Source organism: Lysinibacillus sp. GbtcB16 (genome assembly GCF_019091145.1).
Lineage (GTDB): Bacteria > Bacillota > Bacilli > Bacillales_A > Planococcaceae > Lysinibacillus > Lysinibacillus fusiformis.
Genome location: NZ_JAGXJV010000005.1, coordinates 122254 through 138564 on the forward strand (window position 1 = coordinate 122254; position 16311 = coordinate 138564).

The 16311-nt window shown below is 38.2% G+C and carries 17 protein-coding genes; all 17 read left to right on the plus strand.

Annotated elements, in window-relative coordinates; genetic code table 11:
- Positions 1 to 49 precede the first annotated feature (49 nt).
- The 17 genes from KVT27_RS17690 (at position 50) to atpG (ending at position 16264) form a co-directional block, all read left to right on the plus strand.
- Positions 50 to 1084, plus strand: coding sequence for an L-threonylcarbamoyladenylate synthase (locus KVT27_RS17690; protein WP_150908214.1), 1035 nt, complete (start codon positions 50 to 52; stop codon positions 1082 to 1084).
- A 164-nt stretch (positions 1085 to 1248) separates the two neighbouring features.
- Complete coding sequence (locus tag KVT27_RS17695; protein WP_217581693.1) at positions 1249 to 1746, plus strand: manganese efflux pump MntP; 498 nt, start codon at positions 1249 to 1251, stop codon at positions 1744 to 1746.
- A gap of 27 nt (positions 1747 to 1773) precedes the next feature.
- The gene (locus KVT27_RS17700; RefSeq protein ID WP_150908213.1) at positions 1774 to 2208 is read left to right on the plus strand and encodes a low molecular weight protein arginine phosphatase; all 435 of its coding nucleotides are present in this window, start codon (positions 1774 to 1776) and stop codon (positions 2206 to 2208) included.
- A 14-nt stretch (positions 2209 to 2222) separates the two neighbouring features.
- Positions 2223 to 3506, plus strand: a complete 1284-nt coding sequence (locus tag KVT27_RS17705) for a methyl-accepting chemotaxis protein (RefSeq protein WP_036123044.1) — start codon at positions 2223 to 2225, stop codon at positions 3504 to 3506.
- A 339-nt stretch (positions 3507 to 3845) separates the two neighbouring features.
- A complete protein-coding gene (rpiB, locus tag KVT27_RS17710) occupies positions 3846 to 4283 on the plus strand; it encodes a ribose 5-phosphate isomerase B (protein ID WP_036145253.1) in 438 nt (145 codons plus the stop codon).
- Between the two features lie 85 nt (positions 4284 to 4368).
- Positions 4369 to 4911 (plus strand): TIGR01440 family protein, encoded by a 543-nt coding sequence (locus KVT27_RS17715; RefSeq protein WP_025114771.1) that lies wholly within the window; start codon positions 4369 to 4371, stop codon positions 4909 to 4911.
- A gap of 28 nt (positions 4912 to 4939) precedes the next feature.
- Complete coding sequence (gene glyA, locus KVT27_RS17720) at positions 4940 to 6181, plus strand: serine hydroxymethyltransferase (RefSeq protein WP_008180561.1); 1242 nt, start codon at positions 4940 to 4942, stop codon at positions 6179 to 6181.
- Positions 6182 to 6450: 269 nt separating this feature from the next.
- Positions 6451 to 8607 (plus strand): bifunctional diguanylate cyclase/phosphodiesterase, encoded by a 2157-nt coding sequence (locus KVT27_RS17725; RefSeq protein ID WP_217581694.1) that lies wholly within the window; start codon positions 6451 to 6453, stop codon positions 8605 to 8607.
- 124 nt (positions 8608 to 8731) lie between these two features.
- Positions 8732 to 9361, plus strand: a complete 630-nt coding sequence (gene upp / locus KVT27_RS17730) for a uracil phosphoribosyltransferase (RefSeq protein ID WP_008180557.1) — start codon at positions 8732 to 8734, stop codon at positions 9359 to 9361.
- 166 nt (positions 9362 to 9527) lie between these two features.
- Positions 9528 to 10649: a non-hydrolyzing UDP-N-acetylglucosamine 2-epimerase gene (gene wecB / locus KVT27_RS17735; protein ID WP_305799932.1), complete on the plus strand. Its 1122-nt coding sequence runs from the start codon at positions 9528 to 9530 to the stop codon at positions 10647 to 10649.
- A 536-nt stretch (positions 10650 to 11185) separates the two neighbouring features.
- Positions 11186 to 11557, plus strand: coding sequence for an ATP synthase subunit I (locus KVT27_RS17740; RefSeq protein ID WP_008180553.1), 372 nt, complete (start codon positions 11186 to 11188; stop codon positions 11555 to 11557).
- Positions 11558 to 11593: 36 nt separating this feature from the next.
- Entirely contained in the window at positions 11594 to 12304 is a 711-nt protein-coding gene (gene atpB, locus KVT27_RS17745) for a F0F1 ATP synthase subunit A (RefSeq protein ID WP_036123061.1), read from the plus strand.
- Positions 12305 to 12369: 65 nt separating this feature from the next.
- Positions 12370 to 12594 (plus strand): F0F1 ATP synthase subunit C, encoded by a 225-nt coding sequence (gene atpE, locus KVT27_RS17750; protein WP_004269474.1) that lies wholly within the window; start codon positions 12370 to 12372, stop codon positions 12592 to 12594.
- 173 nt (positions 12595 to 12767) lie between these two features.
- Positions 12768 to 13289, plus strand: coding sequence for a F0F1 ATP synthase subunit B (gene atpF / locus KVT27_RS17755; protein ID WP_008180548.1), 522 nt, complete (start codon positions 12768 to 12770; stop codon positions 13287 to 13289).
- Positions 13286 to 13822 (plus strand): F0F1 ATP synthase subunit delta, encoded by a 537-nt coding sequence (locus KVT27_RS17760; RefSeq protein ID WP_036145261.1) that lies wholly within the window; start codon positions 13286 to 13288, stop codon positions 13820 to 13822. Before atpF ends, KVT27_RS17760 begins: the two co-directional genes overlap by 4 nt.
- Positions 13823 to 13850: 28 nt before the next feature.
- Complete coding sequence (gene atpA / locus KVT27_RS17765) at positions 13851 to 15359, plus strand: F0F1 ATP synthase subunit alpha (protein ID WP_012292766.1); 1509 nt, start codon at positions 13851 to 13853, stop codon at positions 15357 to 15359.
- A gap of 47 nt (positions 15360 to 15406) precedes the next feature.
- Positions 15407 to 16264, plus strand: coding sequence for an ATP synthase F1 subunit gamma (gene atpG, locus KVT27_RS17770; RefSeq protein ID WP_008180542.1), 858 nt, complete (start codon positions 15407 to 15409; stop codon positions 16262 to 16264).
- Positions 16265 to 16311 lie beyond the last annotated feature (47 nt).

The following is a 16311-nucleotide window of genomic DNA, read 5'->3' on the forward strand; positions in this document are numbered from 1 at the left end:
ATATGTGGATAATTCAGTAAGAATCAATAAGTGAAGGTAGGTTTTAATCATGGAAACCGTTTGCAAGGTTGTGGACAGTAATGTGAATAGTCAAATTAATTATACACAAGCTGTGGATATCTTAAATGCGGGAGAGGTAGTAGCATTTCCGACAGAAACGGTTTATGGGCTAGGAGCTGTTGCCACAAATGATGTGGCAGTGAAGAAGATATTTGAAGCGAAGGGCCGCCCTTCAGATAACCCTTTAATTGTTCATGTTGGTACAAAAGAGGAAGTAACGAACTATATAGAACATATTTCTGACATTGCCAAACAATGCATGGATTTATTTTGGCCAGGACCGTTAACGCTTGTGATGCCTGCTAAACCAAATGTGCTGGCTCAAAGTGTAACGGCTGGATTATCGACTGTCGGTATTCGGATGCCAGACCATCCAGTAGCGCTTGCCTTATTACAGCAGCTTCAAAAACCACTTGCTGCTCCAAGTGCTAATCGTAGTGGTAAGCCGAGTCCAACAGAAGCAATCCATGTTTTAGATGATTTGGGAGGGTACATACCTTATATTTTAGATGGAGGTTCCACAGGTATTGGGCTAGAGTCTACTGTATTAGATGTGACACATGAGCCTCCAGTAATTTTACGTCCAGGTGGCATTACAAAGGAGATGCTTGAAGCTAAAATTGGTCCGGTTATTCAACCAACCAAAATAGAGCAGAAATTAGAAGAGACTCCAAAGGCTCCGGGCATGAAATATACACATTATGCACCAAATGCACCGGTATACTTAATCAATTGTCATGATGGGGAAGTAAGCAAAGCTGTTCAACAATTACAGCAGCAAGGACATGCCGTAGCACTTCTTGCACCTGAAAATTTCCAACATAGTAAAGCTGATTTTTACTTTTCAGTAGGTGAAGAGGGAAGTAAAGAAGAAATGGGTGCTTCGTTATACCATGCACTTAGAGCATGTGATAAGACAACAGCTACCGTTATTTTAGCTACGACAACTTCGACGGAAGGCGTAGGGGCAGCTATTATGAATAGACTTGAAAAGGCCTCTGGGGGCAAATGGTATTCATTATAAATAAAGTTGAGTGACAAAAGACATTGAAAATTCACATGTCTTTTGTCCTTTTTTATGTGCATGGATCATATTTATAAAAACGAAAAACTTATGTGGACAAATATGATAATAATGTATTTTCGAGCATAAAATGATAAAATATTAGGGAGAGAAGGAGTGCATTCTTGCAGGGAATTCTTGCAGGTATATTAACGTCTGTTGATGTTATTGGTCTATATGTATTGCTGCCGAATGTTAGATATCGCTTATTTTTATCAATATGGACGGCTGCATTGCATATGATTTTTCCTTTATTGGGATTTGAATTAGGAAACTATTTAGTTCGTTTTCTATTAGAATGGGGACAATGGATATCGAGTATTTTGTTATTTTGCATTGGCGTGCATTTACTATTATTCTCTCACCGGGATGAAAAAGTTACAATTTCCCCCGTACTTTTAGCCGTGACTGCAAGCCTAGATACCTTTTCAGTTAGTGTTTCTTTTGGTATGCTAAACTTAGAAAAAACAATTTTTATTATGAGTGCAGGCTTGAGTGCCTTGATTTGCGCCTATGGGTCATTAGTCATTGCACGTAGGAGCCAAGTCTTTTTTGGGAATAAAATTCAAATCGTTGCTGGCATTATTTTTATACTCATGAGTATCCTAGCTATTCAGCAATAATTCATATAAAAATGGAGAGTGATAAGTGTGAAAATATTATTTGTTTGTACAGGCAATACTTGTCGCAGTCCAATGGCAGAAGTCATATTAAAACATAAACAAATAGACAATTTAGAAGTACGTTCTGCAGGTATTTATGCTATGCCTAATGCCCAAATGTCAGCACATGCGCAACAAATGTTAAATGATGCCGGGATGTCTCATCAGCATTCTGCAACACAATTATCCATGGTAGAAATGGACTGGGCAGATTTAGTCCTAACGATGACTACCGCTCACAAAGACACTGTCATTTCAAGTTTCCCAGGAACTGATCATAAAGTATTTACATTGAAAGAGTATACGAATGAAGGTAGCCTGGAGAATGTAGTCGATCCTTACGGTGGTAATAGAGCAATATACGAAGCAACATATGCGGAGTTACATGAATTGGTTGATCAATTAATACAAAAACTAAAATAGAATTGAGGAGCCCTATGAAAAAACAATTTGGTTTACGACTTAAATTGGTGTTATTTGTGAGCGTGCTAGCATTAATTACTTACAGTATCAGTTTTATATTTATTGAATATTTACAACCGACCTTCTTCCCGAGTATTAATGGAAAAGTGTTTCAAGTGGTGACTTATGCATTAGGAATTACATGGTCAGGCATATTGGCTGCCATTTTTAGCGTAATTTTAATTAAACCGTTACAACAACTTGAGCATTCCGCAACTCTCGTAGCAGAGGGGAAAATTGGACAGGATGTTCAAATGCCAAAAACAAACGATGAGATTCGTTCGGTTGCAGAGGCATTCCAACAAATGGTGCTAAATTTACGTCAAATGGTGGAAAGTATCGATCAAAATTTCCAACAGACCAATCAATCGATCATTCAGCTCTCAGATGAAGCGGGAGTCGCTACTCGAAAAGCAGAAGGTATTGCGTCAACCGTTAAGCATATTTCGGCAGGAGCCGAAGCATCTGCGACAGCTGTACAAGATACCGCTGAGGCAATTGAGGATGTACGAGCTCTTGCGACAGAAGTAAATAGTAGAGCAGAGGCATCTGCATCACAATCTACAGAGATATTACATAATTTATCGACAACAACAAATGCAATCGAAACATTAGTTAATAGTATTCAGCAAATAGCTACGGGTAACAATGAGGCCTTAAAAAGCATTCATGCATTAGAAGAAAATGCGGGTCAAGTTGAGCGTATTATAGGCTTAGTTGGTGATATTGCGGCACAAACAAATTTACTAGCTTTAAATGCATCAATTGAAGCAGCTCGTGCAGGAGAACATGGAAAAGGCTTCGCTGTAGTTGCGGAAGAAGTTCGCGGTTTAGCAGATGAAAGTGCAAAAGCTGTCCAAGGGATTACAGCTTTGATCCAGTCTATGCAGCAAAATGTTGAGGTCGTAGTTAAACAAATGAATGAACAGGTAGCCTTTGCAACGAAGGAAGCAGATCGAGTATCTGAAACAACGACAGCTGTAGAAGGTATGTCATCTAATGTACATGAAATGGCAACAGCGATTGTAGAGATATCTTCACTAATTGAACAGCAAATGCACAATATTGAGACAACTGCTCGTCAATCACAAGAAGTGGCTGCAATTGCAGAAGAAACATCAGCGGGTGCACAAGAAGTTCGTAGTGCGGCTGAAGAGCAAGCCTATGCTATTGAACAGGTAGAGCACCTAGCACAAAGTTTAAAAAAGCAATCAGAAGCTTTGCATAAAGTGATTCAACAATTTGATCGACAGGCTTAGTCCTGAAAGGCTGTTTATAAATGCGATGAAAAATCGGATTTATAGACAGTTTTTTTATTTTTGGAAGAAATAGTGAGTTAGTTTGTCCACTGTATATAAAATGTGAAAAAAACTTTAGTAGATAGAATATTACAACAAAAGACCGTTATCCGAATTTATTAACAGGATATGCACACTATCCACAGGAAAAATAACTTAAAAGTGAATTATTTTTAGCTTGTTAACAATAAATGTTCGTCTTTTAGGAGAAATCAGCATAAAAATACAAGAAAAATCGTGTTATTCTTCAGAAAGAAGTGGTACACTAAGGTTGACTATAATTCGAAAAGAGGGAACCCAGTGAGAATAGCAATTTCTTCTGATCACGGAGGCAACAACCTACGTCGTGAGATCATGCAGCTACTAGACGAGCTTCATATTAGCTACGAAGATTTTGGTCCACAATCTGCGGATTCAGTAGACTATCCGGATTACGCAAAGCCAGTTTCAGATGGTGTAGCGAACGGAGAATTTGATAAAGGCATTTTAATTTGTGGCACGGGAATTGGTATGTCAATTGCTGCAAATAAGGTGAACGGTATTCGTTGTGCGCTAGTACATGATGTATTTAGTGCGAAGGCAACACGATGCCATAATGACTCTAATGTTTTAGCTATGGGGGAACGTGTTATTGGCCCAGGTCTTGCACGTGAAATTGTCCAAACGTGGCTAGAAACTGAGTTTGAAGGTGGTCGTCATACACGACGCATCGAAAAAATTACTGAACTTGAGCAATAAATGATTGTTATTCCATATATGGCATTCATCAAGGATGTCATATATGGCATGATTTTAATGGATATAGATGAAGGAGCTGAGCTTAATGGTTGTAAAACAAATACGAACGCATTTGACTCAGTTACTCAGTGAATTTGAAGAGCAGGTAACATTACGACCTCATACTATTTTTGTCGTAGGATGCTCTACATCTGAAGTGATTGGTCAGAAAATTGGCACAGCAGGCGCATTGGAGATAGGGGAAGCGATTTTCGAGCCGTTACAAGAATTTGCAATGAAACACCAGCTACATTTAGCGTTTCAAGGCTGTGAGCATATTAATCGTGCTATTACAATGGAGGCATCAACAGCTGAACGCTTTGGCTACGATCCAGTGGCGGTAGTTCCAGTACGTACTGCTGGTGGCTCTATGTCCGCATACGCCTATACGCGTTTTGCTAACCCTGTGGTTGTTGAAACCATTCAGGCACATGCAGGTATTGATATTGGCCAAACATTAATTGGTATGCATTTGAAAGCAGTAGCTGTCCCAGTTCGCACATCAGTGAAAATGGTGGGAGAAGCAGTGGTGACGATTGCAACAACACGTCCAAAGCTAATTGGCGGGGAACGTGCTGTATATAAATAATAGAGGATACTAGGAGGCTTTTTCTAACATGGCATATGAAAAATTAGCAGTACAAGACAAAGCAGTATTAGAAGGAATTCTTGCAGAAAAAAAACGTCAACAAGCAAATATCGAATTGATTGCATCTGAAAACTTTGTTTCAGAAGCAGTAATGGAAGCTCAAGGTTCTGTACTAACAAATAAATACGCAGAAGGTTATCCTGGTAAACGCTACTATGGTGGCTGTGAGCATGTAGACGTAGTTGAAGATATCGCACGTGATCGTGTGAAAGAAATTTTTGGAGCAGAATACGCAAACGTGCAACCACACTCTGGTGCGCAAGCGAATATGGCTGTATACCACACAATTTTAGAACCAGGTGACACGGTTCTTGGTATGAACCTTTCACATGGTGGTCACTTAACGCATGGATCTCCTGTAAATTTCTCGGGTATTCTTTATAATTTTGTGGAATATGGTGTAACAAAAGACACACAAGTTATCGATTACGAAGATGTGCGTCAAAAAGCATTAGAGCATAAGCCAAAACTTATTGTTGCAGGTGCTTCTGCATACCCACGTGAAATCGACTTCTCTAAATTCCGTGAAATCGCAGATGAAGTAGGTGCATACTTCATGGTGGATATGGCACATATTGCTGGTCTTGTAGCTGTTGGCGAACATCAATCTCCAGTTCCGTATGCAGACTTTGTTACATCAACTACACATAAAACATTACGTGGACCACGTGGTGGATTAATTCTTGCTTCAAAAGAATGGGAGCAAAAATTAAACAAATCTGTATTCCCTGGAATTCAGGGTGGACCATTAATGCATGTCATTGCTGCTAAAGCTGTTGCATTTGGCGAAGTATTACAACCAGAATTTAAAGACTATGCAAAACAAATAAAATTAAATGCAAAAGCTCTAGCTGAAGTACTAATTGAAGAGGGCGTTGAAATTGTATCTGGTGGTACAGATAACCACTTATTACTATTAAACGTTAAATCTCTTGGTCTAACAGGTAAAGTAGCAGAGCATGCATTAGACGAAGTGGGCATTACAACTAACAAAAATACAATCCCTTACGATACGGAGTCTCCATTTGTTACTTCAGGTATTCGTATCGGTACACCAGCCGTTACATCTCGTGGCTTTAAAGAGGAAGATATGAAAGAAGTGGGTGCAATTATTGCAGCTGTTCTTAAAAACCCTGAAGATGAAGCGGTTCAAGCGGATGCAAAAGATCGCGTAAAAGCATTAACAGATAAACATCCATTATACGCTTAATCTCATTTATAGACTGTGTTTAGAGTGAAAATTTCACTTTAAACACAGTTTTTTATTTCAAAACAATAAAATACATATTTTTTTAATTAAGTAGAATAATCCTCTTTATTTTGAATAAATTTACATATAATCAGTAGAAAGCAATATATTATAGTAGACTGAGGACAGATAGTGTCCAAGAAAAGAAGTTTTTTTTAATAAAAGTGAAAATTTAATTAAATATTATGTACAATGGAAATGGGATGAAGTGATAGAGACGGAGGGGTTGGATGGTCACTAAATCGTTAGATGTAGATAATGATGTTTTATTAAATAGTATTCTTAAATTAGGGGATAATTCTAAGGAAAGCTATGTAATTTTTGATGCAACAAATCATCATATTATAGTAGAGTGTAATGAATCTTTTTGTAACCTTACAAATGCTTCGAGGTCACAAATCCTAAAAACTAATTATTTTGCATGGCTATCAGATGAAAAAATGACAACCATTAAAATGATCAAAGAAAAAATACATAACGGTATCCTGGTGCAAGCAAAGCTACATCATAAAGGTATCAATAAACCCCTATTTTGGGCAGAAATACAAGCACTACCATTTCGAAATGATACAAATATTACGCAATATGTGTTGGTCCTTATGAAAGATGTTACGTATTATCATACAGAAGATTTCTTAATGCGTTTAGAAAATGATATGTATAAGGCGATAGAGAGAGATAGCTCTTTTGAGCAAAAGATGCATATTATTTGTCATGGAATTGATGAGTTTTTTATGCCGAAAACTTCAAGTATGGTTCTCATCAAAACAGAGAGCAATCTATTACAGGCTTTTACAGATAATTGTCGATCAAAAGATGTACCGAGATGCTGTGAAAATAATGATTTTTTTACGAAGGTTATGCAATCAGAAAACTCTATTTTCATTGAAAACTTGGATGAGGTACATATTCCAGATGAACATAAACAGTTTGCTGCCTCATCGCACAAACCGTATGGATTATTTATACCTATACGCAATCAACAGCGGCAAGCCATAGGGCTATTTTCAATATATTATGAGCAAGCACAGAATGACTCCTCATATTTTAAAAGTATGTTTCGTAAAATTGGTGCGCTTGTTGCCTTAGCGTTTACGTATGCAAGAGCACAAAGAAAAATATGGGATCTAGCCTATACTGACATTACAACAGGTTTACCTAATCGTCATAGCTTTGTGAATTTCCTCGAAAAAGAGGTTGAACGTGGACAAAATGGTTATATCAAAATTGTAAAGCCAAGCGAATTTCATCAAGTGGTTGAATTGTATGGGCGAGAATTTGGCGATGAATTATTAAGGCAGCTCGCCAAACGACTAGAGCAAGACAAACCAGCGGATCGCGAATATATTGCTAGATTTACTAGCTCGAGTCTAATTTTATCCACCATGACTTTCGAGGAAAATTTAAATAAATATGAAAGCCGTATTAAAGAGACAATTAGGCAGCCATTTATAATAGGAGGAAAACAAATCTACATCACGTTAAAAACAGGCATTGCTTCTTTTAATGATGACATAAAGATTAATGATGCAATTCGGTTTGCTGATAATGCGCTCTCCTTTGCTACCGATAAACCAGGTACACATATTGAAATTTTTACGACAGAAAAAAATGATGTTCTGGTACAGCAAATGACTGTTTTAAATCATTTGTCACAGGCAATCAAAAATAAAGAAATTACAGTTCATTTACAGCCAAAAGTAGATTTACGGAATGGAGAGATTCAAAGTATAGAGGCTCTTGCACGCTGGATATCCCCAAAGCTAGGCTTTGTGTCACCAGCAATCTTTATTCCAGTAGCGGAAAGTGCAGGAAAGGTTAGAGAAATTGACGTTTTAGTTTTAGAAACTGTGCTTTCATGGCTGGCAGAGCGGCAAAAGTTAGGAAAGAAATTAGTGGAAATAGCAGTCAATATTTCACCTGATCATTTTTACTATACGCATTTTGTTCAAGATACGCTAAAGCTCGTTCGGAAGTATGGTATAGAACCAAGTAATATTATATTGGAAGTAACAGAAAATATAGGTTTAGTAGATTTCCAATCTGCCTATAAAATTATACAAGAATTAAAAAGCTATGGTTTCAAAACATCCGTGGATGATTTCGGGACAGGATTTTCTTCATTGAGCTATCTGCAACAATTACCATTCACTGAATTAAAGATTGATCGAAGCTTTATTAATGCGTTAGAGGATCCTGCAACGCTTGCTATTGTACGCTCGATTATTCAATTGGCTTTAAACTTAGGAATGATTTCTGTGGCAGAGGGAATTGAAACAGAAGAACAGGTTGAAATACTCCGTGCATTAGGTTGTACAGTTGGACAAGGATTTTTCTATTTTAAACCAATGGCAATAGAAGAGTTAGATTTAATTCTTGATCAATAACTCACTTGGTCCAAAGAAAATATAATAAAAGGAGTTGCCTTAAATTTATTTTTGAGGCGGCTCCTTTTTTCTGTTATACTAGTTGAGATAAAAATGAAATCCGAACGGTTAGGAGAGAATCCCTTTGAGCAAAGTCTATGTATTTGATCATCCACTAATCCAACACAAATTAACTTATATTCGCGACAAGAATACAGGTACAAAAGAATTTCGTGAGCTAGTAGACGAAGTAGCAACACTTATGGCATTTGAAATTACACGTGATATGCCAGTGGAAGAAATTGAAATTGAAACACCTGTAACGATTGCGAAAACAAAAGTACTTTCTGGTAAAAAGCTAGCGATTGTACCAATTCTACGTGCAGGAATTGGTATGGTAGATGGCGTACTAAAGCTTATCCCTGCAGCAAAAGTTGGCCATATTGGTCTTTATCGCGATCCTGAAACATTAAAACCAGTTGAATATTACGCAAAGCTTCCAGCAGATGTGGAAGAACGTGATTTCATTATTGTAGATCCAATGTTAGCAACTGGTGGTTCAGCAGTGGAAGCTATCAACTCATTGAAAAAACGTGGAGCTAAAAACATTAAATTCATGTGCTTAATCGCTGCACCAGAGGGTGTCAAAGCTATTCAAGAAGAACATTCAGACGTAGATATTTACATTGCTGCTTTGGATGAAAAGCTAAACGATCATGGCTATATTGTACCTGGTCTAGGTGATGCCGGAGACCGCCTATTCGGCACAAAATAAAAATGTTGTTATGAATTTCCTCATTTAGGAAACTAATAATTTGTGAAAGCGTCCTTCAATTTTGAAGGGCGTTTCATAGTATGTCTAGGTAAGTACTCCTCTTGTTGAACTTCAACTGGTGTGGTGTCCTTTTCATACAATAACAAAAAGGACGGTGCAGATCGTTTTGATGAAAAAATGGAAAGTAATGACGATTTTTGGTACAAGACCAGAAGCAATTAAAATGGCTCCTCTTGTTTTGGAGTTACAAAAGTATCCTGAGCAAATAGAATCTATTGTAACAGTAACAGCACAACATCGCCAAATGCTAGATCAAGTACTAGAGACATTTGAAATAACACCGAACTATGATTTAAATATAATGAAAGATCGTCAAACATTAATTGATGTGACGACAAACGCATTGCAAGGTTTAGATCAAGTAATGAAGGAAGCACAGCCGGATATCGTTTTGGTACACGGTGATACAGCAACGACTTTCATTGCAAGCTTGGCGGCGTTTTATAACCAAATCGCAATTGGGCATGTTGAAGCAGGACTGCGAACTTGGAATAAGTATTCACCATACCCGGAGGAAATGAACCGCCAGTTAACAGGTGTAATGGCTGATTTACATTTCGCCCCAACTGAAGTATCTAAAAAGAATCTTTTAGATGAAAATAAAAACGCTGATACAATATTTGTAACAGGTAATACGGCTATTGATGCATTAGCTACAACTGTTAGCGAACATTACACGCATCCTGTATTAGACAAAATTGGCGAAGATCGCATGATTTTATTAACGGCACATCGTCGTGAAAATCTTGGTGAGCCAATGCGTCATATGTTCAAAGCAATCACTCGAATTTTAGCTGAGCATGATGAAGTTCAAGTGGTATATCCGGTCCATATGAATCCTGCTGTAAGAGAAATCGCAAATGAAATTTTAGGTGACAATGAACGTGTACATTTAATAGAGCCTCTTGAAGTATTTGACTTCCATAACTTCGCGGCGAGCTCTTACATGATTTTAACGGACTCAGGTGGCGTCCAAGAAGAGGCACCATCACTAGGGAAGCCAGTTCTTGTCCTTAGAGACACAACAGAGCGCCCTGAAGGAATTGCAGCTGGAACACTAAAGCTAGCAGGAACTGAAGAAGATACAATTTACGCCTTAGCTAAAGAATTGTTAACAGATAAAAAGGCTTATGAGGCGATGGCACAAGCATCAAATCCATATGGTGATGGACATGCATCTAAACGAATTGTAGAGGCATTGCTAGGTTTTTTACAAAAAACTAATTAATGTACTATAATTAAATTAAAAAATAAGTCTAATGTACCTGTTGAATTGGGTAAGCTAATTTATGAGCATAATTATGTCGTAAATTAGCTTTTTCTATGAGCCAAGAAAATAAGAACATTTGAAACTATGAAATTTCATACACAAATTTGTCAACAATTTGACAAGAGTATATAGGTTGTGAAGTTTTTCTCTATTACCAATTGACTTCAAATATCACCTATTGTATGCTTACAAAGGGTAAGAATGATAAGGGTTTCAGTCATAATTAGGACGTTGAAACACTTGTTATATCAACTTTCTACTAAATTGACAGTTCAAAATAAAACTGTCGATTTGCAACGTTTTGTGCGTTTCGGTTTTTACCGAGTTGGTAAGGGGTGTAAAGTTATTTTTTGGGTATTTACACCTGTAATTGAAATGACTCTCCCATTACTATTCCGCTGTGAGTAGTGCCTTTCACTGCTCTTTTCTGATTTCACATGGTGGTCAGCAAACGCTTTCAATACTCGAAAATTTGATTCAGGAGATTACAACCAATGCTAGATTTGCATCACATTTTTGCTGTGCAGAAGAGGGCGTTATTTTTTTTGCTTGCACTCTGCGCATTAGGCTGGGGATTCACTTCCTTTCAAACTGTATTTGCGGGCATCGCAGTCGGTGCATTCTTTGGTACGTATAATTTTTGGATTCTAGTTCGCCGTATGGAGAAGTTTGACAGGTCCATTAGTGAAGGGAAGAAAATAGGCTCACTTGGTACAGCACTTCGCTTTGGATCAGGTGTTGCGGCAGTCGCAATAGCCATTTCGTTGCCAAACTATTTTCACTTAATTAGCACGGTCATAGGGCTAATGATTCCGTACGTTTTTCTCTTTGTCGAGAGAATTGTGTCACATGTAAGGAACCGCTAATGTGCTTTAAATTAGAAAGAGAGGTGAAAAATAACAATGAATCATGAAGCTCCGTTACTAGAAGTCGGTTTTTTAACTTTTAATAAATCGACAGTTCTGATGTTACTAGTTGCTGCAATTATCGTATTTTTAATTGCCTTTATTTCAACTAGAAGCTTAAAACTAAAACCAACTGGTATGCAAAACTTCATGGAATGGATTATGGACTTCGTTAAGAATATCATCAAAAGCAATATGGACTGGAAAACTGGTGGTCGATTCCACATTCTAGGTATTACGCTAATTATGTTTATCGCAGTATCTAACTTATTAGGTCTTCCATTCTCAATCGCTTATGGTCATGAACTTTGGTGGAAATCACCAACAGCTGACCCAACTGTAACGATGACGTTGGCAACGATGATTTTAGTTTTATCGCATTTCTATGGTGTAAAAATGAAGGGTACAGGCCATTATGCTGGTACATTCTTTAAACCAATGTCTTTCATGTTCCCACTTAAAATAGTAGAGGAATTTGCAAATACATTAACGTTAGGTTTACGTCTTTACGGTAACATTTACGCGGGTGAGATTTTACTTGGCTTATTAGCCGGTTTAGCATCATCAGGTGCTGTGGGATTCATCGGGGCAATCGTTCCAATGATGGCATGGCAAGGTTTCTCAATTTTCATCGGCTTTATCCAAGCCTTTATCTTCACAATGTTAACAATGGTTTACATGGCTCATAAAGTGAGCGATGACCATTAATATAAAGCATATATCATATGCTTGAACAACAAAAAAACAAACAATTCCAAGGAGGAAATTTTCAAATGACAGGTTCATTAGGTTTATTAGCAGCAGCAATCGCAATCGGTTTAGGTGCACTTGGTGCAGGTATCGGTAACGGTCTTATCGTATCAAAAACAGTAGAAGGTATTGCTCGTCAACCAGAAGCTCGTGGCGTTCTTCAAACTACAATGTTCATCGGGGTTGCATTAGTTGAAGCCCTACCGATCATCGCAGTAGTAGTAGCATTCATCGTAATGAACAAATAATTCAGTTGAACACTGAATTTTACTAGTGGCGAAGCAGGATTCTCCAGATGAAACTTCGCCCTTCATTTTGGAACGGATAAAAGCTATGTGTAAATATAGCTTTTTAAAATAGGTAGTTTTTTAAATCCATAAATTATGTTGAAGTTAAAGCTCTTGAAGGGAGTGAAACAATCGTGTTTTTAGATAATCTTGTACTAGGTGCTGGCGCTGGTCAGTTCAACAGTGGAGACATCATCGCAACATTAGTTATCTTTTTAGTATTAATGTTCTTACTTAAGAAAGTCGCTTGGGGTCCACTTATGGGCATCATGCAACAACGTGAAGAGTTAGTAGCGAGTGAGATCGAAGCAGCTGAAAAAGCGCGTAAAGATTCGCACCAATTTTTAGAAGAACAAAAGAGCCTTCTTAAAGAAGCTCGTACGGAAGCACAATCGATTGTTGAAGGCGCTAAGAAGCAAGGCGAACTACAAAAAGATGAAATTCTTACTGCAGCTCGTAATGAAGCAAACCGCTTGAAAGAATCGGCTTTACGTGAAATTGAGTCTGAAAAAGAAAAAGCTATTGCAGCTGTACGTGATGAAGTCGTTTCATTATCTGTACTTGCAGCATCTAAAGTCCTTAGCAAAGAGATTTCTGAGGCAGACAACCGTGCTCTAATTGAAGAGACGATTGCGAAGGCAGGGGAAGCTCGATGAGTAATTCAGCTGTAGCAAAACGTTACGCTCAAGCGCTTTTTGAATTAGCGCAACAAAAAAATATTCTTGCTGAAGTTGGAGCAGACTTAAACGAGCTAACAAAGATTGTTAAAGAATCTCCGGATTTATTAACGCTTTTAAATGCTCCGAAGTTCTCTATCGGACGTAAGAAACAAATGGTAGCTGAAATCTTTGCAGGTGCAACTCCAGAGGTTTTACACACAGTTCAACTATTAGTTGAGAAAAAACGTGTAAACGAAGTGAAGCTTATTGCAAATGCATATGCTGAGCTTGCTGCAAAGGCACAAGGTACTGCAGATGCAACAGTATTCTCTACTCGTGCACTTTCTGCTGAAGAAAGCGCTAATATTTCTACAACATTTGCGAAGCTTGTAGGGAAACAATCATTAAACATTACAAACGAAATTGATCCATCACTTCTTGGTGGTATTCGTGTTCAAATCGGTAATCATATTTACGATAGCTCAGTAGCGAACAAACTTGAGCGCCTAAAACGTGAATTAATCGGTTAATAATTTAGAAATGTGAGAGGTGACATACATGGGCATCAAGGCTGAAGAAATCAGCAGTCTGATTAAACAACAGATTGAGAATTATGAATCTGAACTTAAAGTAAGCGAAGTTGGTACAGTTATCCGTATTGGTGACGGTATCGCTCTTGCTCATGGCCTCGACAACGCCATGGCTGGAGAACTTCTTGAGTTCTCTAATGGTGTTATGGGTATGGCTCAAAACCTAGAAGAAGGTAACGTTGGTATCGTAATCTTAGGTCCATACACAGACATCAAAGAAGGCGATGAAGTTCGTCGTACAGGTCGTATCATGGAAGTACCAGTTGGTGAAGAACTAATTGGCCGTGTTGTAAACCCACTTGGTCAACCAGTGGATGGACAAGGTCCAATCAACACAACTAAATCTCGTCCAATCGAAAGCCCTGCTTTCGGTGTAATGGCTCGTAAATCAGTACACGAACCATTACAAACTGGTATCAAAGCAATTGACGCTTTAGTACCAATTGGTCGTGGTCAACGTGAGTTAATCATCGGCGACCGTCAAGTAGGTAAAACATCTGTAGCAATCGATACAATCTTAAACCAAGATGGCGAAAATATGATTTGTATCTATGTTGCAATCGGTCAAAAAGAATCAACTGTACGTGGTGTAGTTGAAACTTTACGTAAGCACGGTGCATTAGATTATACAATCGTAGTAACTGCTGCTGCATCACAACCAGCACCATTACTATTCTTAGCACCATTTGCTGGTGTTTCTATGGCAGAAGAATTCATGTTACAAGGTAAGCACGTATTAATCGTGTATGATGATCTTTCTAAACAAGCATCAGCTTACCGTGAACTTTCACTTCTTCTACGCCGTCCTCCAGGTCGTGAAGCTTACCCTGGTGACGTTTTCTACTTACACAGCCGCTTACTTGAACGTGCTGCGAAGTTAAATGAAACATATCAAAATGGTTCTATTACAGCACTTCCATTCGTTGAGACACAAGCTGGGGATATCTCTGCATACATCCCAACTAACGTTATCTCAATTACTGATGGTCAAATATTCTTACAATCTGACTTATTCAACTCAGGTGTACGTCCAGCGATTAACGCCGGTCTTTCTGTATCACGTGTAGGTGGATCTGCTCAAATTAAAGCGATGAAAAAAGTTGCGGGTACACTACGTCTTGACTTAGCTGCATTCCGTGAGCTTGAATCATTTGCTCAATTTGGTTCAGATTTAGATAAAATTACACTAGCTAAACTTGAGCGTGGTAAACGTACGGTTGAAGTTCTTAAACAAGACCTAAACAAACCACTTAAAGTTGAAAAGCAAGTTGCAATCCTTTATGCATTAACTAAAGGTCACTTAGATGATATTCCAGTACAAGATATCGTTCGCTTTGAAAGTGAATTCTTAAGCTGGTTAGATTCAAACCACACAAACGTTTTAGATCACGTTCGTACTACAAAAGAGCTTGCTCCAGATGCTGATTACGTAGCAGCTTTAACGGAGTTCAAAAAAACTTTCGCTAAATCAGAATAAGTTCGAGCTAGTCACTTGATTAAAAAACAAAAGGTGGTGAAATACCAGTGGTAAACTTACGCGAAATAAAAGGTCGTATTAATTCTACAAAGAGTACGAAACAAATTACGAAAGCGATGCAGATGGTTTCTTCTTCTAAGTTACGTCGTGCAGAGCAAAACGCTAAAGCGTACGTTCCTTACATGGAAAAAATTCAGGACGTAGTAGGCGCGATCGCTTCAGGAACAAAAGACAGTGGACATCCAATGTTAACTGCTCGTCCTGTTAAGAAAACAGCTTACTTAGTCATTGGTTCTGACCGTGGTCTTGCAGGTGCTTACAACTCAAGTATCCTACGTCAAGTACAACGTACAATTGACGAGCGTCATAAATCTAAAGACGAATACGTGATTTTAGCAATCGGTCGTGTTGTACGTGACTACTTTGTGAAACGTGATCATAATGTCATCAGTGATGTTGTCGGTCTTCCGGACCAACCTACATTTGCTGATATTAAAGAAATCGCTCGTAATGCTGTTGGTATGTTCATTGACGGTACGTATGATCAACTTTATATGTACTATAATCACTTTGTCAGCGCTATTGCTAACGAAGTGACAGAGAAAAAACTTCTTCCATTAACAGATCTTGCACCTGCTAGCAGCAATGCTTCTTACGAATTTGAGCCATCTGGTGAAGCAATTCTTGAAGTGTTACTTCCACAATACGCGGAAAGCTTAGTTTATGGCGCATTATTAGATGGAAAAGCAAGTGAACATGCTTCTCGTATGACGGCTATGAAAAATGCAACTGATAACGCATCTGATCTTATTTCAGACCTTTCATTGCAATATAACCGTGCGCGTCAAGCGGCGATTACACAAGAAATTACAGAAATCGTTGGTGGAGCTGCAGCCTTAGAATAGGCCAGCTTCCCAATGTCGTATAAGAATACGATAGGAGGATACACAGT

Bases quoted from the DNA above. Each gene is read 5' to 3' on its own strand.
- KVT27_RS17690 (WP_150908214.1), top strand. From the start codon at position 50: ATGGAAACCGTTTGCAAGGTTGTGGACAGTAATGTGAATAGTCAAATT.
- KVT27_RS17705 (WP_036123044.1), top strand. From the start codon at position 2,223: ATGAAAAAACAATTTGGTTTACGACTTAAATTGGTGTTATTTGTGAGC.
- KVT27_RS17715 (WP_025114771.1), top strand. From the start codon at position 4,369: ATGGTTGTAAAACAAATACGAACGCATTTGACTCAGTTACTCAGTGAA.
- glyA (WP_008180561.1), top strand. From the start codon at position 4,940: ATGGCATATGAAAAATTAGCAGTACAAGACAAAGCAGTATTAGAAGGA.
- KVT27_RS17725 (WP_217581694.1), top strand. From the start codon at position 6,451: ATGGTCACTAAATCGTTAGATGTAGATAATGATGTTTTATTAAATAGT.
- KVT27_RS17740 (WP_008180553.1), top strand. From the start codon at position 11,186: ATGCTAGATTTGCATCACATTTTTGCTGTGCAGAAGAGGGCGTTATTT.
- atpB (WP_036123061.1), top strand. From the start codon at position 11,594: ATGAATCATGAAGCTCCGTTACTAGAAGTCGGTTTTTTAACTTTTAAT.
- atpE (WP_004269474.1), top strand. From the start codon at position 12,370: ATGACAGGTTCATTAGGTTTATTAGCAGCAGCAATCGCAATCGGTTTA.
- KVT27_RS17760 (WP_036145261.1), top strand. From the start codon at position 13,286: ATGAGTAATTCAGCTGTAGCAAAACGTTACGCTCAAGCGCTTTTTGAA.
- atpA (WP_012292766.1), top strand. From the start codon at position 13,851: ATGGGCATCAAGGCTGAAGAAATCAGCAGTCTGATTAAACAACAGATT.